Raw genomic sequence first — 22021 nt, forward strand, 5'->3', positions numbered from 1 at the left:
GGCCGGGGCGGCGCGTCACCTCACTGCTTGGTGCAGTGCCGCGGCTCGACGTAGAGGACGATGCGCTCCTCGCCGGGCTGGGCCCAGGGGTAGGTGTCCTCGTCGAGGTACTTCTTGGCCATGCTGTTGATGAACGCGTTGTCCGGGTCGTCCTCGACCCGGACGACCTCGCCGCGCACCTCCAGGTAGCGGTAGGGCTGGTCGGGGTCGTGCAAGGACATCGAGATCCTGGCGTCCCGCTGCAGGTTGCGGTACTTCTGCCGCGTCCTGGTCTGGCTGAACTTGATGTGGGTGCCGTCCCAGCCGACCCACACCGGACTGGACTGCGGTTCGCCGCTCGGTCCGATCGTGGCCACGTGGGCGAACGCCCGCTTGTTGAGGATGTCCTCGCGGTCTCGCGGAATCACCGCCATGTTGCTTCCTCTCCGTCGGTGCGGCACGTCGTCACCGATTCAACGGGCTCGCAGCGCTTTGCGCAGGATGGAGTCGAGGGTCCCTGGATGCTTGACCGACTCGCCAATCGCACCCGTGCCCGACGACACGGTCGTGCTGGGCGACGCGCTGCACAGCCCGCTGCAGTTCAGGTGCCCGGCCTGCGCGGGGTCAGGTGAAGAACGGCGTGCCGGTGGCCTCCACCAGGTCCGCCGCCGTGGAGCCGTCCAGCGCTTCGCGCAGGATGTCGGCGTGCCCGGCGTGCCGCGCGGTCTCCTGGATCAGGTGCGAGAGCACCCATCGCGGCGTCCGCTCGGTGCCGTCGGGGATCAGGGCGCTGAGCGGGCCGATGTCCAGCGCACGGTCCAGGTCGGAGATGCCGGCGAACACGGCCGCGGTCTCGTCGGAGATCTTCCGGTACCTGGTCAGCAGGTCGGCCAGCGTCTCCTCCGGGGCCATGCCGAACTCGGTGCTCCAGTCCCGCGCGGGGGACGGGCGGCCGGCGACGATGTCCACCCAGTTGCGCTCGGCGTTGGCGACGTGCTTGACCAGGCCGCCCAGGCACAGGTCGCTGCTCGGCACCGGACGAGCGGCGGCCTGCTCGTCGTCGAGGCCGTGCACGGCACGGCGCAGCGACGCGCGTTGTTCTTCCAGGAAAACGACCAACGCGTCGCGGTCGTCGGCCGCGGCGCGGACCAGGGTCGGCATCGGAAACCTCTTTCGGTCGTGGTGGTGCCGCCATCATCTCCCGGCCCACCGACGGTCTAGCGCGGTGTCTGGAGCCAGCCCTCGGGCGTCAGCCGCTCGTCGTCGCGCTCGCCGTCGAGCAGCACGCCGGCGCGGTCTGCCACCGAGATGCCGTCGATGTTGACCCCGCGCCCCACGTACTGGTCGTCCGGCGCGTAGCGCCAGCGCAGCCGCAGCGGCTTGGACGACTCCGGCACCGAGCCCTGCACTCGCCACCACGACCGATGGCCCGCCCCCGCCAGCGACTGCTGAGGGCCTTCGGGCGCTCCCGGACCGGTGGCACTGAGCGGCACCGGCTGCCACGTCGCGCCCTCGTCGCCGCTGGCCTCCACCGACAGCGCGTCCACGCCGTCGCCGTCCAGCTGGGTGTCGACGAACGCGTCGAAGGTCACCTGGGCGGCCCCGGTCACCGGGCCCAGCGAGTCGGTCGTCAGCGTCGCCGGGCCCTGCGGCGGGGCGAACCACGACTTCGACCCTCGCACCGGGCGGACCGACATGGCCTCGGCGAGGCCCTGCGCGAGCGCCTGGCGCGCGGGGTTGTTGGAGCCCCAGGACCGCGACGGGTGCACCCGGTTGGTCAGCAGGACGACGATCGAGCGCGAAGCGGGGTCGATCACCAGCGACGTCCCGGTGTAGCCGGTGTGCCCCGCGGTGTGCGGGCCGCTGAGCCCTGCCATGTACCAGCGCTGGTCCAGCTCGAAGCCGAGGCCGTGCGAGTTGCCCGGGAACGCGCTGTTGAAGTTGGTGAGCATCTGCTCGACGCTGTGCTCGCCGAGGATGCGCTCACCGGCGTAGGCACCCCCGTTGAGCAGGGTCTGACCGAGGATCGCCAGGTCGCCGGCGGTGGAGAACACCCCGGCCTGGCCGGCCACGCCGCCGAGCGACCACGCGTTCTCGTCGTGAGCCTGGCCGCGCACCATCCCGCGCGGCGGATCGGCCTGGAACTCGGTCGCGGCGATCCGGCGCAGCTCGCCTTGGTCCGGGTTGTAGCCGGTGTCGCGCATGCCGAGTGGTTCGGTGATCCTCTCGTCCACCACCTCGTCCAGCCGCTCACCGGTGACCCGCTCGACCAGCACGCCGAGCGTGATCATGTTCGGGTCGGAGTAGGTGTAGGCGGTCCCGGGCGGGCTCTTGGGCTCGAGCGCCATGACCGTCGGAACGCGGTCCTGGGGCGGCAGCGTCCACAGCTTGACCTCGGCGGGCAGTCCCGAGGTGTGGGTGAGCAGCTGGCGGACGGTGATGGTCTGCTTGCCGTTGGCGCCGAACTCCGGCAGGTAGCCGGCCACCGGCGAGTCCAGGTCGACCGCACCCGCCTCCACCTGCTGCAACACCGCGATGGAGGTGAACAGCTTCGAGATCGAGGCGACGTCGAAGATCGTGTCGCGGTCCACCGGCTCCCACTGGTCGGCCGGCAGCTCGGTGCCCTGCCCGTCGGCGTAGCGCACCTCGTACCCGGCCTGCGACCGGCTCACCACGACACCGTTGTGCACCACCAGGCCGACCGCGCCCGCGTACATCGGGTGCTCCCGCCCGGGCACGGTCTCGGTCCACGCCTCGATCTGGCGGACCGCCTGGTCGATGGGCTTGGAGCGCAGTCCCGCGTCCGAGGGGTCGCCGTCACGCAGCTCGGTGCTCGCCGGGGCGAACCCGTCCCACGGCCGGTCGAAGCGCCCACCACCAACCGGGGAAGCCGAGGCCGACCCCGCGGTCAGCGCGGCGACCGACAACACCGCGATCGCCAGTACCGTCTTCCCCATCCGCCACCTCAGCTGTAGAGCAGATAAGCCTCGCGCCGGCGGCGGAAGTCCGCCAGCTCGTCCTGCCACGACCCGACGATCTCGCCGACGTCCGCACCCGCGTCCACCATCGTGCGCAACCGGTCGGATCCGAACAACTTGTCGATCATCCCGTCCTCGCGCCAGGCGAACGGGTACAGCTTCCTGGCGGTGACGATCATGGTGACCGCGACGAGGATCGAGTCGATCTCGCCGTATCGGTAGACCTGCACGCCTCCGCACGTCACCCCGGTGTGCTTGGAGAACGTCGGCACGAAGTAGGTCTCGCGGAACCCCACGCCCGGGATGCGCGCGGCGTTGAGCTCGTCGGCCCACCGCCAGTCCACCCCGGGGGCGCCGATGATCTCGAACGGCCGCGTCGTCCCGCGCCCCTCGGACCACGTCGTGCCCTCGAACAGACCGGTACCCGGGTAGACCGCGGCCGTGTCGGGAGTCGGCATGTTCGGGCTCGGCGGAATCCACGGCAGACCCGTATCCGGACCGCGGCCGTGCCAGCGCTGCACCTTCACGACCTCGGGCTCCGGCGTTCCGGGCAGGTGCTCCCTGGCGAACATCCTGGCCAGCTCGCCGACGGTCATGCCGTGCTGGAGCACGATCGGCAGCAGACCGACCCCCGACGCGAAGCGCGGGTCCAGCTGCGGACCGGCGACCTGCGTCCCGCCGATCGGGTTCGGCCGGTCGAGGACCAGGAACGACGCCCCGACCTTCGCGGCCGCCTCCATCGCGACGTACATCGTCCAGATGTAGGTGTAGAAGCGCGCCCCGACGTCTGCGATGTCGAACACCACCTGCTCGACCCCGGCCTTGCGGAACATCCCGGCCAGCTTGTCGGCGTCGGCGCCGTAGGCGTCGTACACCGGCAGGCCGGTGCGGGGGTCGGCGTAGTCGCCCTCGGACCCGCCCGCCTGCGACGTGCCGCGGAATCCGTGCTCGGGCCCGAACACCGCGACGATTTCGACGTCACCGCCGGTGTGCATGGCGTCGACGACGTGCTGCATCGAGCCCAGCACGCCGGTCGGGTTGGTCACCACGCCGATGCGGCGGCCGGTGATCGGCCGCCAGCCGTCGGCTGCCAGCACGTCGGCACCGGTCAGCACCCCGGAGCGGTTCGGGGCCGGGGTCGGCGGCGCGGCGCAGGCGGCGCCGGTGGTGAGCCCGAGCATCGACGCCGACAGCGCGGAGGTGGTGAGGAAGCTGCGGCGATCCATGTCTCGCGGGCCTCTCGTGGTTCGTGCGGTTACCAGCTCAGACCGTGCCCGAACGGGTAGCGGTCGGTTCCCGGCCTGGTCGGGTCGGGAACCGGGACCGGCAGCTTGCCGGCCGGGGTGATCTCCCCGAACAGCGCCTTGGCCAGCGACTCCATCGCCACCGCCTTGTCAGAGTAGGTGGTGAGCCAGGTCGGCACTTCCTCCACGTGGGCGGCGTCGTAGGGGTCGCGGACCGCGACCGCAACCACCGGTTTACCGCTTCGCTGCAATCCGCGCACCAGGTCGCGCTGCGCCGCGTTGGTCTCGTTCCACGCGGCGTTGGTCAGCACCACGGTCAGGTCGTTCTGCCCGGCCGCCTGGACGGCCTGGTCGATCTGCTGCGGCGTCGGCTTCATGCCGGTGTCCAGCGAGGTCGCCTGCGAACCGCGGGCGGTGATGCTGCCCGCGAGCGCCTTGGTCGGGCTCGCGCCCGCACCGGTCACCAGCACCCGGCCCGGCGGCTGCCGCAACGGCAGCGCGCCCGCGTCGTTGCGCAGCAGCGTCGTGGTGCGGTCGGTGATCTTCTGCGCGGCTTCGAGGTTGCGCGGGGACCCGACGATCTGGTCCACCTTGGACACGTCGACGAAGGGCCGGTCGATCACGCCGCGCCCCGCCTTCATCCGCAGGATGCGCTCCACGCTCTGGTCGATCCGCTGCTCGGTGAGCCTGCCGGAGCGCACCGCGCCGAGCACGCCGTCGATGGCGACCTGCAGGTGCTGCGGCATCAGCAGCTGGTCGGCACCGGCCTCCAGCGCCAGCACCGGGATCTCGGCGTCGGGGTGCTTGTGCCGGACGCCTTCCATCTGCAGCGAGTCGGTGACGACCACGCCCCGGAAGCCCAGCTCCTCGCGCAGCATCCCGGTGAGCACGTTGCGCGAGAGCGTCGAGGGCTCCCCGGAGTCGTCGAGCTTCGGCACGACGATGTGTGCGCTCATCACGGTGTCGGTGCCCGCGTCGATCGCGGCGCGGAACGGCGGCGCGTCGAGGGCCTCCCACTGCTGGCGGTCGTGCTCGATGACCGGCAGCTCCTCGTGGCTGTCCTGGTTGGTGTCGCCGTGACCCGGGAAGTGCTTGACCGAGGTGCTGACGGCGCCGTAGCCCTGGTAGCCGCGGACCTGCGCCGCGGTCAGCTCGGCGGCCAGCCCGGGGTCGGAGGAGAACGAGCGGACACCGATGACCGGGTTGGCGGGGTTGACGTTGACGTCGCCACTCGGCGCGAAGTTCTGCGCAAGGCCCATGGCCCGCAGCTCCTGGCCGGTGATCACCGCCGCGTGCTCGGCGTCGGCGGGCGAGCGCCCGGCGCCCAGCGCCATGTTGCCGGGCAGCTGCGTGGCGGGCTCCTTGATCCGGGTGATCTGGCCCTGCTCCTGGTCGGTGGAGATCAGCAGCGGGATCTTCGCGCCCGAGGTCACCGCGGCCCGCTGCAGGCCGTTGGACAGCTCGGCGATCTGCTTCGGGTCGTAGATGCTGTCGGTCCAGTTGAAGTGGATGACGCCGCCGAGGTGGTACTTCTGCACCACCTCGGCGGGGGTGGCGACGCCGAACTCGTCCCGGTTGGCCTGGTGCGGGGTGTCGGCGGTGCGGCCGTAGGCGTAGGTGACGAAGAGCTGGCCGACCTTCTCCTCCAGCGTCATGCCGCGCATGGTCCGGGTGGCCCACGAGTGGGCGTCACCGGCCGGAGCGGCGTTGCCGATGGCGGTCAGGCTGGCGGATACGACGGCTACCGCGCTGATCGTGGCCGCGGCGAGGCGGCTTTTCCTGCCCACTGTGCCTCCTGACGGCGGTCCGTCCGGCAACGCCCGGTCGGAAGTTCACGGGGAAATCGGTCGAATTGGGAAGCTACCCACGTGCGAGGCGGTGGTCAACGCTGCGCAACGGCGTGGCTGCGGACGGCGTCGGCGGCCCGCGGCCACCTTCGCCCGCTTCGCCGAGCCGCCGAAGGCGTTCGGCGGCCACCACCCGCACCGCGGCACCGTCGCAGGGCTTGATCCGCTGCCTGTTCCAGTCCAGCGCTGCAAGAGTCATCTACTGCTGATTGCCGGGGCTCGAAGCTCTGCTCTCCGCAGCTCCGGCCCGCCACCGCCTGCCGTCGCGCTGCCGCCGGATGGCCCGCCTGCCGCTGGGTCGCGGTCCGTGGCCACCTGCGGTCGCGCTACCGCCAGGTCGCTGCGTGTACCGAGCTGCTGTCCGCGCGGCCACCTATCTCGCGCAGGCGCTGTCCACGCCGCTGCCTGCCGCCACCATCCCGGCCGCGGGGTCCGCTTTCCGCGCCCCTCCGCCTCAGCCGCTGTAGGCGCCCCAGTCGCCATCCGCTCCAAGGCGCTTCCGCACCGCCACCCCGCTGGCCGTCCACGCCCCGGTGGCCGCCCCGCCCCGCCATCACCCGCCAGACATGCGGCGGCGCCCGCCAACTGGGTTGGCGGGCGCCGCCCTCCGCGCGAGATCTCGGACTACCAAGCGTGCAACTCTTGTCGTAACTTGTGGGCCCGGCGTCCGGCGTCCCGGTACGCGACCCTGTGGACGACCAGCCTCCCGCGGCGGCTGCGCGTGGGTGTTCCGAGTCCCGCGCACGGAGCCAGGTATGGGGTGGACGTTACTTCTCCTCCGTAACGTCCCTGGCCAATCCAGGTTCCGCACTTCCTTTGTAGTCCGTGACGCGCGTCACTGCAAGGGTCTTGCGAATCTGCATCGCAAGCCGGGAACCCGCGCTTTCATGCAATCCGCGGCGCATACGACGGAATGGGCCGGATCACCGGTGGCGACGCCAGTACCGCACGCCCCACCAAGCCGCCCCCGCCGCCGCGACGGCGCCCATGCCGACCCCGGCAGCGGTCACCGCTGCGCGCGACGGCGTGGGGATGCGGGCGCGAAGCGACACCGGGTGGTCGAAGGCGAGCGTCGGCCAGCCGCGCTGCACCGCCTCCTTGCGCAGGCCCCGGTCGGGGTTGACCACAGTCGGGTGCCCGACGCTCTCCAGCAGCGGGAGATCGGTGACCGAGTCGGAGTAGGCGTGGCACTGCGAGAGGTCGTAGCCGTGCTCCTCGGCGAGCTCGCGGGCGGCGGCGGCCTTGTTCTCCGCCGAGCAGTAGAAGTCGACCTCGCCGGTGTAGCGCCCGGCGGAGACCACCATCCGGGTCCCGGACGAGTGCGTGGCGCCGAGCAGCTTGGCGATCGGCCCCACGACCTCCTGGCCCGACGCCGAGAGCACCACGATGTCGTGACCTTGCTCCTTGTGCTCGGCGATGAGCTGGGTCGCCTCCTTGTAGACCAGCGGGTCGACGATGTCGTGCAGCGTCTCCTCGACGATGGCGTTGACCTGCTCGACGTCCCACCCGGTGCACAGCGAGGTGATGTGCGCGCGCATCCGGTCCATCTGGTCGGCGTCGGCGCCGGCCAGCATGAACACGAACTGGGCGTAGGCGCTCTTGAGCACCGCACGCCGGTTGATCAGTCCTTCCTGGAAGAACGGCCTGCTGAAGGCGAGCGTGCTCGACTTCGCGATGACCGTCTTGTCCAGATCGAAGAACGCTGCCACACGTGGCTGCGGGGCGACCGGGTGGTTCGCGGGCTCTGTCACGCCGCCCAGCATACGAGTCCGGCTCCGCGCGGCGGGGTCCCCGCAATACCGCAGCACCTTTCACGTTGGGTGCCGTCCCGGATCCGGATTCCATTGAGCGGGAAACATTTCTTGACCCGAATGGGGGTTCACGGGGCGCGGAATGGCGGCTCGGCGCAAGGACGTTCCCTCTAATGGACGGGGGACATGCCTGGGGAGCGGGGCGATACAGTGTGTGAGTCCGGTCCGCCGGACATGGTTCAGCTCGACCCCCCGGAGCTGAACCGCCGACGACCCCCGTCCCTCCCCCCTGGCGGGGGTCGTCTTGTTTCTCGAGCCGGTTCCGGCAGAACCGATTTCCTTTCACATTTCGTCCGGTGCTGAGTTGTCCACAGCCGGGGTAGTTGTCCACAGATTTGCGAATTGACTCTGGGCGGCTCGACGGCGTCCGGCCACTGTGGATGTCGAGACCGCCGCGCTCCTCAACCGGAAGCCGCGGACTCGCAGTCCGCACCCGAACCCGGAAATCGGAGCCCATGATGTCCGCCGCGACCACCTTGCCGTCTTCCACTCCGCCCACCGCGCCCGGAGGGCCACGTCCCCTGCTGATCACCTGCGATGCCGAGCTGGCCGAGGACGTCCTGCGCCTGGCCGCGGCAGCGGGATGCGAACTGGACCGCGCGCCCGACCCGTTGTCGGTCGGGGACCGCTGGCGCACGGCGCCACTCGTGCTGCTGGACGGTCCCGCGGCCGAAGCGGGCGTGGCCAACGGCCTGCCGCGAAGACCGGGTGTGCTGGTGCTCGCCCGCGCACCGGGAGGTGATCTGTACCGCGCCGCCTTCCACATGGGTGCGGAGCAGGAGGTCATCCTGCCCGCGCACGAAGGGCACCTGATCGAGCTGCTCGCCGAGGCGGTCGACCGTTCCGCGCCGCGTTCGGGGCGGGTGCTCGCCGTCATCGGCGGCAGCGGAGGCGCGGGCGCGTCGGTGCTGGCGACCGGTGTGGCGGTGACGGCGGCGCGGCGCGGCCAGCGCTCGTTGCTGCTGGACTGCGATCCACTGGGCGGTGGCCTGGACCTGGCGGTCGGCGCGGAGAGCACCGACGGCGTCCGCTGGTCAGGACTCAGCGTCAGCGGAGGCCGGGTGGCGGCGGGTGCGTTGCACGACGCGCTGCCGCAGCGCCGCGTCGGTTCCGGCTCCCTCGCCGTGCTGGCCTGCGACCGCGACGGCCCGTCTTCCGGGCTGACGCCGCAGGCGGTCGGCGCGGTGGTCGATGCCGGGAGGCGTGCCGGGCAGACCGTGGTGTGCGACCTGCCGAGGCACCTCTCGGAGGCCGCGCTGGCCGGACTGCGGAAGGCCGATCTCACCCTGGTCGTCGTGGCCGCCGAGGTCCGAGCCTGCGCGGCGGCGGCCCGGCTGGTCGCCGAGATCCGCGACCGCACGGCCGGACGGCTGCGGCTCGTGGTGCGCGGACCGGCTTCCAGCGGACTGCGCGTGTCCGACGTCGGCCGCGCCGTCGGCGTCGAAGTCCTCGCCGCCGTGCGACCGCAGCCCGGGTTGTCCACAGCGTTGGACCGCGGCGGGTTCTGCGCGACGCGCGCCGGTCTGCGCCGGACCGTGGAGCGAGCCGCTTCCGAGGTGTTGCGGGCGCTCGGCCGAGCCGACACCCCTGCTGAACGCGCCCTGGCAGGTGCGGCATGAACGGGGAACTGATCGAGCGGGTGCGCAACCGGCTCGCGGGCAGCGGGGTGCCGCTGACGTCGTCGGCGGTGGCCACGGCGGTGCGGGCGGAAGCGGGTGGGCTGGTCGGCGACGCCGACGTGCTCGACCGTCTCCGCCAGGTGCAGCGCGAGTTCCTCGGGGCCGGTGCGCTCGAACCGCTGCTGCGCGACCCGGCGGTCACCGACGTGCTGGTCACCGCGCCCGACGCGGTGTGGGTCGACCGGGGCGATGGACTGCGGCGCTGCGCGGAGACCTTCGCCGACGAGGACGCCGTGCGGCGCCTCGCGCAGCGCCTGGCACTGGCCAGCGGCCGCAGGCTCGACGACGCGCAGCCGTGGGTCGACGCCTGGCTTCCCCGCGCGACCGGCGCCGTCCGGCTGCACGCGGTGCTGCCGCCGGTGGCCGACAGCACCTGCATCTCGCTGCGGGTCCTGCGTCCGGCGGTGCACGGCCTCGAAGCGCTGCACCGCAAGGGCATGTTCGACGCGCCGACCGCCGGACTGCTGCGGTCGATCGTCACCACCCGGTTGGCGTTCCTCGTCATCGGAGGTGCGGGCGCGGGCAAGACCACGCTGCTCGCGGCGATGCTCGGGGAAGTCAGTCCCGCCGAACGCATCATCTGCGTCGAGGAAGCCAGCGAGCTGCAACCCGACCACCCGCACGTGGTGCGCCTGCTGACCCGGCCGCCGAACATCGAGGGCGCTGGGGAGATCCAGGTACGCGACCTCGTGCGGCAGGCCCTCCGGATGCGACCGGATCGCCTGGTCGTCGGCGAGGTGCGCGGCGGCGAGATCTGCGAGCTGCTGGCCGCGCTCAACACCGGGCACGAAGGGGGCGGCGGCACCCTGCACGCGAACTCGCCCCGTGAGGTGCCCGCGCGGATGGAGGCACTGGCCGCGCTGGGCGGTCTCTCCCGCGCCGCGCTGCACAGCCAGCTGGCCGCGGCGGTGCAGGTCGTTCTCCACGTCCAGCGGACGCGGCAGGGCCGCAGGCTGGCCGCGGTGGGCGTGCCGTTCCGCGCCGGCGACCACATCGAGGTCCGCCCGGCGTGGGAGCAGCACTCCGGTTGGGGGCCGGGCGCGGAAGCCCTCGCGGCGATGCTGTCCGCCCGGGGAGGTGCGTTGCCGTGCTGACGTTCTTCCTGCTCGCGCTGTCGTTGCTCTGCTGGCCCGATCTGCGGGCGCAGCGGAGGCTTTGCGCGCTGACCTCGACCACCGCGGGGAAACCGGGCGCAGCGGCGGTTCGGGCCGCACGGATCGGCTGGATACCGGCCACCGCCGCGCTCGGAGCCCTCCTCGCAGGTGTCGGCGGCCTGTTCGCGGCCGTGGCACTGGCCGTTCTCGGACGTCGATACGTGAGGTCCCGGCGGAGCTTCCGCGCCGGTGTGGAGCGGTCGGCCGAACTGTCCGGTGGCATCCGATTGCTGGTGGCCGGGCTCCGCGCCGGCGCGCATCCGGCCGTGGCGGCGGAGGGGGCGGCCGAGGACTCGGCACCGGCGATCTCCGGGGTGTTCCGCGACCTGGCGTCCGCGGCGAAGCTCGGCGGAGACGTCCCGACGGTGCTCGACAACGGCGGCCACCCCGCCGAGCTCCGGCAACCGCTGGCGCGGCTGGGCCGGGCGTGGCGGCTCGCCGAGCGGCACGGCGTGGCACTGGCGGATCTGCTGGACGCGGTGCGGCGCGACGTCGACCACCGGGTCGCCTTCGTCCGCGATCTCGAATCGAAGATGGCGGGCCCGCGCGCTACCGCGGCCATGCTCGCCGGCCTGCCTCTCCTCGGCCTGCTCCTGGGCGAAGCGGTCGGTGCCGCACCGCTGTCCGTGCTGACAGGGCAGGCGTTCGGCCAGGCCGTCCTGGTCGTGGGCGTCGGCCTGCTGTGCGCGGGGCTGTTCTGGACCCTTCGGCTGACGGAGGGAGCGATGTCGCCATGAGCGCACTCGCACTCGCGCTGGCACTGCTCGCACTCGCAGCCCTGCTGGCGCCCGTGAACACCGCCCGCGCCCGCTTGCTCGACCTCCCCGTTGCCTGGCCACGACCCAACCCCGCACCGGCCGGCCGTCGGCTCGCACCCACCCCGAACACCGCCGCCCCCGATACGTCCACCCCGGGCAACAGCACTTCGGCCACCCCAACCTCGGCGCACGGCACGTCGGCGGTCTTCGACTCGGGGTACCGCACGTCGGCGGTCTTCGACTCGGAGTACAGCACCTCGGCCATCTCCACCCCGGGCACGGTCGTTCCCGGCACGCCAGTCCGGAGCACACCCACCCCAGGCGCTGCCGCCCCAGGGACGTTCCCCTCGATGACGGCCACTTCGGGTATGGCCACCCCGGGAACGGCCTCCTCGGGAACGGTCCTTCCCGAGACCGCACTCAAGCTCAGCGATGGTCTTTCGCCTGCCCGGACAACCCTCGAACCCACAATCACCGCCGTGCCGGGTGACCCCGCGGCCCACCTCTTGTCGGGTGTCCTCACGGTGTCTCACAGCACCGAGCACGTGCCGGGTTGGCCGTTCGAGGGCAGCATCTCGGACCTCGCCACCGGCGGCCATTCCTCAAGCGCCACCTCTGGCTCCCCGCCGGACGGTTTCGCCATCGGGTACCCGTCGGCTGGACCCGCGATAGATCTCCGTGCAGGCCCTTGGTCGAGACGACCGCTGCCTGCTCTGCCCGCCGATCTCCTGAGCGGCCTCCCCGCAGACCTCCCGGACGGTCTCCGCACCGACTCCTCTCCAGCAAGGCCCCCGGCCGGTCTTCACGACCACCCCTCGGCGCGGGAGCCGGTGGGGTCGCTGGCGACCTGGTCGCGAGCTGTGCGCATGGCGGTGGCCCGGTTCGCCACCTCCATGGGCGCTAGCCGGTGGGTTGATCGCTTCCGCCGAAGACCCGCGAGGAGTGACCCTCTCGTGCTCGCCGCCGGGTGGGACCTGCTCGCCGCCGGGATGCGAGCAGGGTTGCCGGTGCCGGTGATCTTGCGGGCCGTTGCGGCGGAGTTCGACGGCGCCCCGGCGGGTGTGCTCGACGAGGTGGCTCGGCTGCTCGCCCTCGGCGCGGATGCCGTGGCCGCATGGGAACCCGCGCTGCGGCACCCCGACACGGAGGAACTCGCCCGCGCGGCCCGCCGGACGGCGCGGACCGGGACAGGTTTGGCCGACGTGGCGGCCGACCTCGCCGCGGACGCCCGCGCGTCCGTCGGTGCACGAGCCCAAGCCCATGCCCAACGGGCGACGGTGTGGGTCGCGCTGCCGTTGGGTCTGTGCTTCCTGCCCGCGTTCCTGTGTCTCGGTGTCCTCCCGGTGGTCGCAGGAATGCTCAACCGAATCGTCGCCACCTGGTGAATGTCCACTGAGGACGAACGATCAAGTCGACCCGTTCAACTGATGAAGAGAGAGGAATCAGCATGCAGAGCAACCTCATCGTCCGGAGTCGAGTTTCGATGAGTACTTCCCGCGCGGGATTGTTGTTGCGACGCCTCCGCTTTCTGTTGCGAGGTGACGACGGGATGAGTACCGCGGAGTACGCGATCGGCACTCTTGCCGCAGCCGCACTCGGCGCGATCCTTTACACCGCGGTGAACAGCGACACGATCAAAGGGGCCGTAACCGCTTTGCTCGAACGCGGATTCGCGGGTATCTGATGTCGTGCATCCGAGCCGTGCCGGCGCCGCTGCCCCCGGGCGGCGCCGGCAACGGCGTCCGAACACCGGTCCCCTTCCGGGGCCACGGGGCTGAAACACTTCCCTTGCGCACAAGGGAAACCGCGCAATCGACCATGGCTGTAGCCCTGCCTTTCCGGCGACTGGTCACCTTCCGCGCCTTGGCCGGTGACCGCGGGGCCGTGACGGTCGAGGCGGCGCTCGGCATTTGCTCGCTCGTCTTGGTGTTCGCACTCGCGGTCGGCGGATTGTGCGCGGTGATCGGGCAGCTCCGCTGCACGGACGCCGCGGTGGAGGCCGCGCGGCTGACCGCGCGCGGCAGCCAGGCCGAGGCCGCAGGCGCGGTGCAACGGCTGGCGCCGACCGGAGCGACCTTGGCCGTCTCGGTCACCGGAGACCAGGTCACCGCCGAGGTGCGGTCGCCGCTTCCCGGCGGGTTCCTGCCCGGCAAGTGGCTGAAGAGCACGGCATTGGCCGTCATGGAACCAGGCTCGGCCACGCCGGCCGTCGAGCCCGCGCCGACCGAGCACGTCCCGCCTGCCGAGCAAGTCCCATCGGCCGAGCAAGTCCCGCCGGTCGACCCGAACCCGGGCTCCGGCCAGGCCGGACCTTCGAACGAGCCCACCACATCGCAAACACCGAACGAGCCCGATCCACCCCTCAACGAGTCGAGAACCCCAACAACCGACATCGCCACAGCCGACGTCCAAGCGACCGGCGACCCTCCCGGTGAAGTCCCGGTCACGGCTGGCCCGCGTGTTGATCGACCACCCTTGGGCGGCGATCTGCGTCCGCCGTCGAGCGCCGCGGAACCACGTTCTCCAGAACGAGGTGTGCCATGACGACACGTGCCTCGCTGGCCGGTGATGGCGGTGCTGCGACGGTGTTCTCCGCGCTGCTCTCGATCGCGCTGGTCGCGGTGCTGGCGTTGGCGTTGCAGCTGGCCTCCGGTGTCGTTGCGCGGCACAGAGCGGAGGGTGCCGCCGACCTCGCCGCCTTGGCGGCAGCGGCGCACGTGGTGCAGGGGCCGGAGTTCGCGTGCGGACGCGCGGACTGGGTGGCGCGGGGTATGGCCATCGCGATCGCGTCGTGCCGATTGGAAGGTGCCAACGCGCGCATCGAGGTGCGGGCGGACTCCCCCGTACTGGGCAACTTCACAGCCATCACCGCACGCGCCCGTGCTGGACCGGCCGGGGGCTGACTGCCGACGAACTTCAAGATTGCTGACGAAATCTCGGAAAGATTGAGGTGATTGGGATACTGCTGAGCTTGAGACGTTGTTATTAGCCAACGGTGTTGCCGAGTGTTGCCATTGGCTCGTGGACGACGCTGCGAGCGGGTCCACCTGCACGTGCAAGCGGGCGCCAGTACGCGTGTGCGCGTACGCGCACACGCGTGCGCCCGGACACGGGCGCGCCCACGCGAATCTGGCGGTGGCACAACGGTAAGCGCGGCAACACCCGAGAGGTGGGAGCGCAGGGCGCTTGGGGCCACGGACAGGAGCGGGTTGGGCAGCCCGATCAACGCGCATGATGCTGTTGCATGCCCGGGATTTCCGACCGTTCACGGCGTCTGCAACGCCAAGCTGCTCCAGGTGCCGAGCGGTGACGCGTTGTGCGGCGGCGGTTTCGCTGCTCCGTATGGCCGGATGTGTTCGGCAGCACTGCTCAATGTGGTGGCGCACGTGGCCGTCCACTGGCATGTTGGTTTGGACGACGTCCACGGGTACGTGATCGTGATCGGTCCGCTCCACCCGTCGGATTTCCGCTCGGCTTCCGCCCGTCGACGCGCTGTCCTCCGGCCGCCCGGTCGTCGTCCGGTCAACCCCCGGTGGAGTCAGGTCGGCGGACGCCGCTCCGCCGCTGATCCACGACGAGCGGTCAGCACGACCCGACGAGAGGTCGGCGACCGGTTCGGGATGGCCGTTGTTGCAACAAGTTCGCGACTTCGGCGCTCCTTCCCGCGCCGTTCGTCAGGTTGATCTATCGGCCGCTCTCTCACGCCTGCTGCGTTCGTCGAAGCCAAATGACCGGTCATCGACGCGGGGGTGTACCGCGGGTGCCTTCGTGACGTTCATTAGTGGTGTGAGCGCGGGACCCAACGGTCCACGACAAAGGAGTCGGGACTCAGGTGACACCCCCGAATCACCGGGAACCGCGCGCACTGCTGAACAGGGAGGCGGAGTAGAGATGGATTGGTCGGCGGATGAGTGGCAGGACGCCTTCGGTGGCGTCCGGGCTCTCCAGGCCGGGCTGCTGAACAACCGGATCGAGCTGCGGGTCGAGGCGATCGGCTTCGCTTCGCGCGGCTGGCCGGTGCTGCCCGGGACCTATCCGGTGGGCACCCGGTGGATCGGACGCGACGGCGGCGAAGCCGACGGTCCGATGCCGGTGCACCAGGACTGGGAGGAACGGCTCGGGACCAACCCCGACCAGGTGGCCGCCTGGTGGTCCAGCCGTCCTCACAGCCTGCTGCTCGCGACCGGGACGGCCGTCAACGCCGTCGAGGTCGACGCGGCGCTCGGCTACCGCGCCGCCGTCGCCCTGCGCACGCTGGGATTCCCGGTCCCGATCGTGGCCGTTCCCAACGGGCGCTGGTATTTCCTGACCTCCGGCGGAGATCGGCTGGCCCCCGAACTGGCCGATCTCGCCGAGGTCAGGCTGCACGGAGCCGGCAGCTGGGTCCCCATGCCGCCGACCACCTACCCGCACGGTGCGGCGCACTGGCGGGTCAAGCCCGAGGTCTGCGGGTGGACCCTGCCATCGCTGGACTTCGTGCAGGACGCCCTCGTCCAAGGGCTCAACCAGGACCACAACGTGGCTGACCTCGTCGCAGCAGGCGGATGACCGCCATGTCGACCTGGTCCGCACCGCAGGCATCGGCACCGCGCCCTGGGCACCCCGAGAACACGACCGGCGGCATGAGGAGCGACAACCGCGCTGCGCACGAGCGCGAATCGCACTCAGTCCCGCTGACGCCGCTCGTGCAGCCCAGCCGATCCTGCGAGCCGGCCCGCGGTCGACACCGCGTCGAGAACAGCCACCGCCCCCGCCTTGTCCAGCGGTTCGTTGCCGTTCCCGCACTTCGGCGACTGGACGCAGGACGGGCACCCAGCCGGGCACTCGCAGGAAGCGATCGCTTCCCGCGTCGCGGCCAGCCATGGGAACAGCGCGGCAAAGCCGCGATCGGCGAATCCGGCCCCTCCCGGATGACCGTCGTGCACGAACACCGTCGCCTCCCCGGTGTCGGCGTGCATGGCGGTGGAGACACCGCCGATGTCCCATCGATCGCAGGTAGCGAACAGCGGTAGCAGGCCGATCGCCGCGTGCTCGGCGGCATGCAGCGCACCGGGGATGCGCGCCGGATCCAGCCCGGCGCCCCCCGGTGCGCTGCCACACAGCAGCCCCGGGCTGATCGTGTACCAGACCGCTCTTGTCACCAGCTTCTTCGCGGGCAGATCCAGCGGCACCTGGTCGAGCACCCGTCCCGACGGCAGCGTGCGCAGGTAGCCGACCACCTGCGAAGTGACCTCCACATCACCCAGGCACACCGTTACGTCCGGCCCCACCTGCCGGTGCTCGACGGTCCGCAGCACCGAGATGTCGACCGACTCCCGCGCAGATGTCGTCCAGTCCGGGCTCTCCGCGTGCACCAGCGCGAGGTCGGTGTCCAGGTCCAGCTCGTCGACCACGAACGACTCGCCCTGGTGCAGGTAGACCGCACCCGGGTGGACCGTGGCGCACGCCGAGTCGGGGTCGACCGTGCCGAGCATCCGACCGGAGTCGCCCTCGACCACCGCCACCTGCGAGCCGCCCGAACCCCGCAGCTCGACGCTGCGGTGCGGGCGCTCCCGCGAGGTCCAGTACCAGCCGTGCGGACGCCGCCGGAGCACGCCGTCGGCGGTGAGCGCGCGGACCGCCTCCGCGGCCGGTGCCCCGCCGAAGGCGTCGAAGCACTCCTCCTTCAACGGCAGCTCGGACGCGGCACACGCCAGGTGCGGTTCGAGCACGTACGGGTTCGCCGGGTCGAGCACGGTGGCCTCGACCGGACGTTCCAGCACCGCGGGCGGGTGGTGCACGAGATAGGTGTCCAGCGGGTCGTCCCTGGCGACGAAGACCACCAGCGCGCCTTCGCCGTCGCGGCCCGCCCGGCCCGCCTGCTGCCAGAAGGAGGCCAGCGTGCCCGGGTAGCCGGCGACGACCACCGCGTCCAGGCCGGCGATGTCGACCCCGAGTTCCAGGGCGTTCGTCGTCGCAACCGCGCGCAGGTCACCGGCGAGCAGGGCGCGTTCCAGCGCGCGGCGGTCCTCCGGGAGGTAGCCGCCCCGGTACGCCTTGACCCGGTCGGGCAGGCTCGAGTCGACCTCGGCGAGCGCGCGCTGGGCCGACAGCGCCGCGACCTCCACCCCTCGCCGCGAGCGGATGAAGGCGAGGGTGCGGGCGTCCTCGATCACCAGCTCGGTCATGATCCGCGCCGTCTCCGAGCCCGCCGACCGCCGGACCGGAGCACCGTTCTCCCCGGTCACCTCCTCCAGCAGCGGCGGCTCCCACAGCGCCACGGTGCGGGCGCCGCGCGGCGAACCGTCGTCGGTGATCGCCCGGCACCGCGCTCCGGTGAGCCGCTCGCCGAGATCGCCGGGGTCGGACACGGTCGCCGACGCCAGCACGAACACCGGGTCCGCGCCGTAGTGGTGTGCGATGCGCCGAAGCCGTCGCAGCAGCAGCGCGACGTGCGAGCCGAACACGCCCCGGTAGGTGTGGCACTCGTCCACGACGACATAGCGCAGGCTGCGGAAGAACCGCGCCCAACGGCTGTGGGCGGGCAACACGCCGAGGTGCAGCATGTCCGGGTTGGTGAAGACCCAGCGGCCGTAGGCGCGCACCCAGTCGCGGTCGACCTTCGGAGTGTCGCCGTCGTAGCTCGCTGCGCGGATGCCTTCGTGCCCCAGTTCCTCGACGGCGCGCAACTGATCGGCGCCGAGCGCCTTGGTCGGGGAGAGGTACAGGGCGGTCGCCGTGCGATCCTCCAGCAGCCGAGACAGCACCGGGAGCTGGTACACCATCGACTTGCCCGACGCGGTGCCGGTCGCGACCACGACGTGCTGCCCGGACCGAACCGCGTCAGCACCCTCGGCCTGGTGCACCCACGGCTCGCTGAGCCCGCGCGCGGCGTAGGCGTCGACGACCTCGGACGGCACCCACGACGGCCACTCCGCGGTGCGGGCGGAGCGTTCCGGCAGGTGCTTGACGTGGCGCAGCGGCGACTCGGCGGCGGGAACCCCGGCGAGCACGCGGTCGAGCAGGTGCCGTCCCCTGTCCTTGCTCTCTGCGGTCACCCTCCGAGCCTTGCACAGGCCGACGCGGCCGAGCCGGGCTGTCCGCGCGACGGACGTCGAGGCAGCCCGCGTGCCGGGGGTCGGGGCTGTCCGCGCGGATGGGTAGCGAGGGGAGCAGGGGCGGGGCGGGCACGGCGGTGCGGTATCGGAGAAGGCGGGGGACCGGGCAGGTGACCAGGCACTTCGCTGGACGTGGCGCGGCTGGACGACGGGTCCGGGCGCTGGAGGCGTCTCCGGGCGGACGTCCGGACGTGCACGGACGCCCGGACATACTGTGATCCGCCACCTCGACGCCGCGTTGCTCCGCCACCGCGACGCCGCGTTGCTCCGCCACATCGAGCCGCATTGACGCCGCCGCCTGGGGTGCCGCATCGGCCGAGGCTGCTGTATCGCCCGAGGCCGCCACATCGGCATCGGCCGCCCACGCCGCCGCCTGTCGTCCCGGCCAGTGCCGCCGCCCACGCCGCCGTCTGTCGCTTCGGCCAGCGCCGCCGCCCATGGCGCCGCTGCCCGGATGCACGCGATCTCGGCGCCGTGTCCCCTCAGCAGCCTCCTCCGCCCCATCCGCATCGGGCGCCCGCATGGGCACCACAGCGGTTCGCCCGCCACTTCGGCGCCGCGTGCCGGAGGTGCCCGAGCGCCCGCATGCGGGGCGCTCCGACGATCGGGTGGTCTTCATCTGCAGGATGGATTTCACTGAAAGCTGCGCCCTACTACATGTCACCCGTTCGGTCCAAATCCAGATCGCACCTTTCGGGTGATCAAGTAGGCCGCTGAATCGATTTTTCCGTAACGAATGTGCACGTCGAGACGAGTCGCGTATCACACCGTGAGGTAAGCCACTCGTGGCCTGAATAGACTTCCCGGCCACGACGTCGCCACGGCCGACCAAAGGTCGGCCCGAGGCGGGGCCGCCTAACGCGCGCCGGAGGGCAGTGCCGTCGGATCGGCGCACCGCCGGCGCAGAACCGAGCACAAACCAGGAGGACGGATGTCCCTGCTCACCCCGGTCCAGCAAGGCTGGGCCCAGGGCACTGCACCACCGAGCTCGTCGCACCGGATGGACCTCGCCCAGCACGCCACGGGCATCGAGCTCGCCACCGCGGACTACGCCGTCGTCGGCGCGGTCATGGTGATCGCCCTGGCGGCGCTGGCCTTCGGCTACGTACTGATCAGGGAAGTGCTCGCCGCCGGACAGGGCACCGCCAAGATGCAGGACATCGCCAAGGCGGTCCAGGAAGGCGCGTCCGCCTACCTCAACCGCCAGTTCCGGACCCTGGCGATCTTCGCGGTCGTGGTGTTCCTGCTGCTGTTCGCGCTTCCCGCGGAGTCGACCGGTGAGGCCGTCGGCCGGTCGATCTTCTTCCTCTTCGGCGCCGCCTTCTCCGCGGTCATCGGCTACCTCGGCATGTGGCTTTCGACCAGGGCGAACGTCCGGGTGGCGGCCGCGGCCCGGGAGAAGGAGGCGGGCCGTGAGAAGGCGATGCGGGTCGCCTTCCGCACCGGCGGCGTGGTCGGCATGATCACCGTCGGCCTCGGCCTGTTCGGTGCCGCGCTGGTGGTCATGGTCTACGCGGGCGGCGCGCCGCGGGTCCTGGAGGGATTCGGCTTCGGCGCGGCGCTGCTGGCGATGTTCATGAGGGTCGGCGGCGGCATCTTCACCAAGGCCGCCGACGTCGGCGCCGACCTGGTCGGCAAGGTCGAGCAGAACATCCCCGAGGACGACCCGCGCAACGCCGCGACCATCGCGGACAACGTGGGCGACAACGTCGGCGACTGCGCCGGCATGGCGGCCGACCTGTTCGAGTCCTACGCGGTCACGCTGGTGGCCTCGCTGATCCTGGGCACCGCCGCGTTCGGCCTGCAGGGCCTGCTGTTCCCGCTGATCGTCCCGGCCATCGGTGTGGTCACCGCGGTCATCGGCGTCTACATCACCAAGGCCAGGGCCGGCGAGAGCGCGCTGACGGCGATCAACCGCTCCTTCTTCATCTCGGCGGGGATCTCCGCCGTGCTGTGCGCCGGTGCGGCCCTGCTGTACCTGCCCAGCTCGTTCTCCGCCCTCACCGGCGTGTCCGACGAGATCCGCGCGACCGGCGGCAACCCGGCCGTCATCGCGCTGGTCGCGGTGATCATCGGCATCGTGCTCGCCGCGGTCATCCTCAAGCTGACCGGCTACTTCACCGCCACCGAGCACCGCCCGGTGCGCGATGTCGGCAAGTCCTCGCTGACCGGTGCCGCGACCGTGATCCTCAGCGGCATGTCGGTGGGCTTCGAGTCCGCCGTCTACACCGCGCTGGTCGTCGGCGCCGCGGTGTTCGGCGCGTTCCTGCTGTCCGGTTCGCTGGCGGTGGCGCTGTTCGCGATCGCGCTGGCCGGCTGCGGCCTGCTGACCACCGTCGGCGTCATCGTCGCGATGGACACCTTCGGCCCGGTCAGCGACAACGCGCAGGGCATCGCCGAGATGTCCGGTGACGTCGAGGGCGAGGGCGCGCAGATCCTCACCGAGCTCGACGCGGTCGGCAACACCACCAAGGCGATCACCAAGGGCATCGCGATCGCGACCGCGGTGCTGGCGGCGACGGCGCTGTTCGGCTCCTACCGCGACGCCATCAACCAGGCGCTGGCCAGCGCCGGTGGCGCGCTCTCGGAGATGGAGTTCATCGTGTTCGCGCCGAACGTGCTGGTCGGCGTGGCAATCGGGGCGGCCGTGGTGTTCTTCTTCTCGGGCCTTGCGATCAACGCCGTGTCGAGGGCGGCGGGTGCCGTGGTCTACGAGGTGCGGCTCCAGTTCAAGGACATGCCGGGGATCATGGACGGCTCGCAGCGCCCGGAGTACGGCAGGGTCGTCGACATCTGCACCCGCGACTCGCTGCGGGAGCTGGCCACGCCGGGTCTGCTGGCGGTGCTGGCGCCGGTCGCGGTGGGCTTCGGCCTCGGCGTGGGGCCGCTCGCGGGCTACCTCGCCGGTGCCATCGCCACCGGGACGCTGATGGCGATCTTCCTCGCCAACTCCGGTGGTGCCTGGGACAACTCCAAGAAGCTGGTCGAGGACGGCCACCACGGCGGCAAGGGCTCCGAGGCCCACGCTGCAACGGTGATCGGTGACACCGTCGGCGACCCGTTCAAGGACACCGCGGGTCCGGCGATCAACCCGCTGCTGAAGGTGATGAACCTGGTGTCGGTGCTGATCGCGCCCGCCGTGGTCACCTTCGGCGTCGGCGCGACCGAGTCGCCCGTGATCCGGTTCAGCATCGCGGCCGTCGCGGTCGTGGTCGTCGTCGCGGCGGTGGTGGTGTCGAAGCGCCGCAGCACGGCGATCGCCGACACCCCCGCCAGCGATGAGGAGGGCAAAATAGCCACCGCCTGAGCTGATCGGCTCCGAACCGATTCGGGGGCGCCTGGAGCACCGGGCGCCCCCGTTCGCCGTCACTAGCTTCACCCGAACGTGTGAGTCGAGGTTGCGGACCGGGGAATTTCGGCCGCTTCCGCGTGACAGCGCTGGCCATGCTCGAACGGCAGTTCTACGATCGGTCG

Annotated in this window: 17 protein-coding genes; 9 read left to right on the forward strand and 8 right to left on the reverse strand. The window is 71.5% G+C overall.

Translation table 11 applies throughout. The annotated features are described in order from the left end of the window. Positions 1 to 20: 20 nt before the first annotated feature. The 7 genes from HUO13_RS01890 to HUO13_RS01920 all read right to left on the reverse strand — a co-directional run bounded on the left by HUO13_RS01890 (position 21) and on the right by HUO13_RS01920 (position 7811). Positions 21 to 413 carry a PPOX class F420-dependent oxidoreductase gene (locus HUO13_RS01890; RefSeq protein ID WP_211899790.1) on the reverse strand — a complete coding sequence of 131 codons (393 nt, stop codon included), beginning with the start codon at positions 411 to 413 and terminating at the stop codon, positions 21 to 23. Positions 414 to 603: 190 nt separating this feature from the next. Then, the gene (locus tag HUO13_RS01895; RefSeq protein WP_211899791.1) at positions 604 to 1140 is read right to left on the reverse strand and encodes a DinB family protein; all 537 of its coding nucleotides are present in this window, start codon (positions 1138 to 1140) and stop codon (positions 604 to 606) included. A gap of 56 nt (positions 1141 to 1196) precedes the next feature. Continuing rightward, a complete protein-coding gene (locus HUO13_RS01900; protein ID WP_211899792.1) occupies positions 1197 to 2936 on the reverse strand; it encodes a serine hydrolase domain-containing protein in 1740 nt (579 codons plus the stop codon). A gap of 8 nt (positions 2937 to 2944) precedes the next feature. Next, positions 2945 to 4183, reverse strand: a complete 1239-nt coding sequence (locus tag HUO13_RS01905; RefSeq protein ID WP_211899793.1) for an exo-beta-N-acetylmuramidase NamZ family protein — start codon at positions 4181 to 4183, stop codon at positions 2945 to 2947. Positions 4184 to 4212: 29 nt separating this feature from the next. Next, positions 4213 to 5988 (reverse strand): glycoside hydrolase family 3 protein, encoded by a 1776-nt coding sequence (locus tag HUO13_RS01910; protein WP_211899794.1) that lies wholly within the window; start codon positions 5986 to 5988, stop codon positions 4213 to 4215. Positions 5989 to 6061: 73 nt separating this feature from the next. Continuing rightward, the gene (locus HUO13_RS01915) at positions 6062 to 6247 is read right to left on the reverse strand and encodes a hypothetical protein (RefSeq protein ID WP_211899795.1); all 186 of its coding nucleotides are present in this window, start codon (positions 6245 to 6247) and stop codon (positions 6062 to 6064) included. A gap of 724 nt (positions 6248 to 6971) precedes the next feature. After that, complete coding sequence (locus HUO13_RS01920; RefSeq protein WP_211899796.1) at positions 6972 to 7811, reverse strand: HAD-IB family hydrolase; 840 nt, start codon at positions 7809 to 7811, stop codon at positions 6972 to 6974. A 506-nt stretch (positions 7812 to 8317) separates the two neighbouring features. On the opposite strand from HUO13_RS01920, the gene ssd reads away from it, so the two are divergent. From ssd to HUO13_RS01960, 8 genes are all read left to right on the forward strand, one after another. Then, positions 8318 to 9478, forward strand: a complete 1161-nt coding sequence (gene ssd, locus HUO13_RS01925; protein WP_211902593.1) for a septum site-determining protein Ssd — start codon at positions 8318 to 8320, stop codon at positions 9476 to 9478. Beyond that, the gene (locus tag HUO13_RS01930) at positions 9475 to 10632 is read left to right on the forward strand and encodes a TadA family conjugal transfer-associated ATPase (protein WP_211899797.1); all 1158 of its coding nucleotides are present in this window, start codon (positions 9475 to 9477) and stop codon (positions 10630 to 10632) included. The genes ssd and HUO13_RS01930 overlap by 4 nt, the downstream gene beginning before the upstream one ends. After that, positions 10626 to 11429 (forward strand): type II secretion system F family protein, encoded by an 804-nt coding sequence (locus HUO13_RS01935; protein WP_211899798.1) that lies wholly within the window; start codon positions 10626 to 10628, stop codon positions 11427 to 11429. The genes HUO13_RS01930 and HUO13_RS01935 overlap by 7 nt, the downstream gene beginning before the upstream one ends. 974 nt (positions 11430 to 12403) lie before the next feature. Then, positions 12404 to 12835, forward strand: a complete 432-nt coding sequence (locus HUO13_RS01940) for a type II secretion system F family protein (RefSeq protein WP_009946478.1) — start codon at positions 12404 to 12406, stop codon at positions 12833 to 12835. 62 nt (positions 12836 to 12897) lie between these two features. After that, entirely contained in the window at positions 12898 to 13134 is a 237-nt protein-coding gene (locus tag HUO13_RS01945) for a DUF4244 domain-containing protein (RefSeq protein WP_211899799.1), read from the forward strand. A gap of 17 nt (positions 13135 to 13151) precedes the next feature. Beyond that, entirely contained in the window at positions 13152 to 13994 is an 843-nt protein-coding gene (locus HUO13_RS38240) for a TadE family type IV pilus minor pilin (RefSeq protein ID WP_349253358.1), read from the forward strand. Further along, on the forward strand, positions 13991 to 14353 hold the full coding sequence (locus HUO13_RS01955) for an Rv3654c family TadE-like protein (protein ID WP_211899800.1): 363 nt from the start codon (positions 13991 to 13993) through the stop codon (positions 14351 to 14353). Before HUO13_RS38240 ends, HUO13_RS01955 begins: the two co-directional genes overlap by 4 nt. Before the next feature lie 988 nt (positions 14354 to 15341). Further along, a complete protein-coding gene (locus HUO13_RS01960; RefSeq protein ID WP_211899801.1) occupies positions 15342 to 15998 on the forward strand; it encodes a bifunctional DNA primase/polymerase in 657 nt (218 codons plus the stop codon). Positions 15999 to 16114: 116 nt separating this feature from the next. On the opposite strand, the gene HUO13_RS01965 is transcribed toward HUO13_RS01960, so the two are convergent. Next, the gene (locus HUO13_RS01965; protein ID WP_211899802.1) at positions 16115 to 18487 is read right to left on the reverse strand and encodes a DEAD/DEAH box helicase; all 2373 of its coding nucleotides are present in this window, start codon (positions 18485 to 18487) and stop codon (positions 16115 to 16117) included. Positions 18488 to 19547: 1060 nt separating this feature from the next. Here HUO13_RS01965 and HUO13_RS01970 point away from each other — a divergent pair. Next, positions 19548 to 21854, forward strand: coding sequence for a sodium-translocating pyrophosphatase (locus HUO13_RS01970; RefSeq protein WP_211902594.1), 2307 nt, complete (start codon positions 19548 to 19550; stop codon positions 21852 to 21854). The last annotated feature ends 167 nt before the right edge of the window (positions 21855 to 22021 follow it).

The organism is Saccharopolyspora erythraea, assembly GCF_018141105.1.
In the GTDB taxonomy this organism is placed as follows: domain Bacteria; phylum Actinomycetota; class Actinomycetes; order Mycobacteriales; family Pseudonocardiaceae; genus Saccharopolyspora_D; species Saccharopolyspora_D erythraea_A.

Coding starts and splice junctions, on each gene's coding strand:
- HUO13_RS01890 (WP_211899790.1), bottom strand. CDS start 413: ATGGCGGTGATTCCGCGAGACCGCGAGGACATCCTCAACAAGCGGGCG.
- HUO13_RS01895 (WP_211899791.1), bottom strand. CDS start 1,140: ATGCCGACCCTGGTCCGCGCCGCGGCCGACGACCGCGACGCGTTGGTC.
- HUO13_RS01900 (WP_211899792.1), bottom strand. CDS start 2,936: ATGGGGAAGACGGTACTGGCGATCGCGGTGTTGTCGGTCGCCGCGCTG.
- HUO13_RS01905 (WP_211899793.1), bottom strand. CDS start 4,183: ATGGATCGCCGCAGCTTCCTCACCACCTCCGCGCTGTCGGCGTCGATG.
- HUO13_RS01915 (WP_211899795.1), bottom strand. CDS start 6,247: ATGACTCTTGCAGCGCTGGACTGGAACAGGCAGCGGATCAAGCCCTGC.
- HUO13_RS01920 (WP_211899796.1), bottom strand. CDS start 7,811: ATGCTGGGCGGCGTGACAGAGCCCGCGAACCACCCGGTCGCCCCGCAG.
- ssd (WP_211902593.1), top strand. CDS start 8,318: ATGTCCGCCGCGACCACCTTGCCGTCTTCCACTCCGCCCACCGCGCCC.
- HUO13_RS01930 (WP_211899797.1), top strand. CDS start 9,475: ATGAACGGGGAACTGATCGAGCGGGTGCGCAACCGGCTCGCGGGCAGC.
- HUO13_RS01945 (WP_211899799.1), top strand. CDS start 12,898: ATGCAGAGCAACCTCATCGTCCGGAGTCGAGTTTCGATGAGTACTTCC.
- HUO13_RS01955 (WP_211899800.1), top strand. CDS start 13,991: ATGACGACACGTGCCTCGCTGGCCGGTGATGGCGGTGCTGCGACGGTG.
- HUO13_RS01960 (WP_211899801.1), top strand. CDS start 15,342: ATGGATTGGTCGGCGGATGAGTGGCAGGACGCCTTCGGTGGCGTCCGG.
- HUO13_RS01970 (WP_211902594.1), top strand. CDS start 19,548: ATGGACCTCGCCCAGCACGCCACGGGCATCGAGCTCGCCACCGCGGAC.